The sequence below is a fragment of the Dendronalium phyllosphericum CENA369 genome (assembly GCF_016056275.1).
Taxonomy (GTDB): domain Bacteria; phylum Cyanobacteriota; class Cyanobacteriia; order Cyanobacteriales; family Nostocaceae; genus Dendronalium; species Dendronalium phyllosphericum.
On the sequence record NZ_JAECZA010000192.1, the window covers coordinates 1 to 1101 of the forward strand.

Consider the following 1101-nt stretch of genomic DNA (forward strand, 5'->3'; position numbering starts at 1 on the left):
CGACGGCGCAGGTGGCCGGGCTGACGACGGCGCAGGTGGCGGGGCTGGCCTCGACGCAGATCCGCGCCATGGAAACGGCCGACCTTTCGGCCCTCTCCACGGCACAGATCGGCGCGCTGACCTCGGCTCAGCTTGCTGCCCTGACCAGCACGCAGGCAGCCGGCCTCACGACCGCTTCCCTCGGCGCCCTGGCGACGGCGCAGATTGGTGGCCTTGGTACGGGAGTGCTCGCCTCCTTGAGCACGTCCCAGCTCACGGCACTGACCAGCGCGGCCGTCACCGCCCTGACGACGGCGCAGATGGCCGCCTTCGGGACGGCGCAGATCGCGGCGTTTACGACTGGCCAGGTGGCGGCGATGGAAACGGCGGATCTGGCGGCGCTGAGCAGCACGCAGGCCGCCGCCTTCACCACCGCCCAGCTCGGCGCCATGTCGTCGAGCCAGATCAACGCCTTGTTCGCCTGAGCCTCGACAGCGAGCAAATCGACCTCCGGCGTCACGTGCGCCGGAGGTCGTCGCGCGCTCGGGTCTCATTTCTCGGCCCATTGGTAAAGATGCCGTCAACGCCTGGGGGCCAGAACCTGGGTCTTCGAGACGGCATCAAGAGGATGGCTCGCCCATGAATGCGTTCAGCGCCGCTGAGACGACCCTGCGCACGGTCCTGCATGTCGGGTGCGGCATCGCCAATCCCGCCAAGCTGCCAGCCGCCTTCTTCAACCCCGGCGACTGGCGCGAGATCCGGCTGGATATCGACCCCGAGGTCCAGCCTGATATCGTGGGAACGATCACCGACATGGCCGATGTACCGAACGCGTCGGTCGATGCGGTCTGGTCGTCCCACAACGTCGAGCATCTCTATGCCCATGAGGTTCCGGCTGCCTTCGCCGAGTTCCGGCGTGTGCTGAAGCCCGGCGGCTTCGCCTTGATCGCCGTGCCGGACTTGCAGCAGGTAGCGGGCCTCATTGCCGAGGATCGCCTTGGCGATGCTGCCTATCTATCCAGCATGGGCCCGATCACGCCGCAGGAGCGTGACAAGCTGATCAAGTCGTCGCCGGTCTATGGCCAATATGACGAGGCGGTCGATCGTGAGTCGGCCTATGAG

2 protein-coding genes are annotated in these 1101 nt (G+C 66.9%); both read left to right on the forward strand.

Annotated features, from left to right (window positions below):
• A partial coding sequence (locus I8752_RS22185) for a hypothetical protein (RefSeq protein WP_214434436.1) occupies positions 1-464 on the forward strand: 464 nt, incomplete at its 5' end.
• A gap of 154 nt (positions 465-618) precedes the next feature.
• A partial coding sequence (locus I8752_RS22190) for a class I SAM-dependent methyltransferase (protein ID WP_214434437.1) occupies positions 619-1101 on the forward strand: 483 nt, incomplete at its 3' end.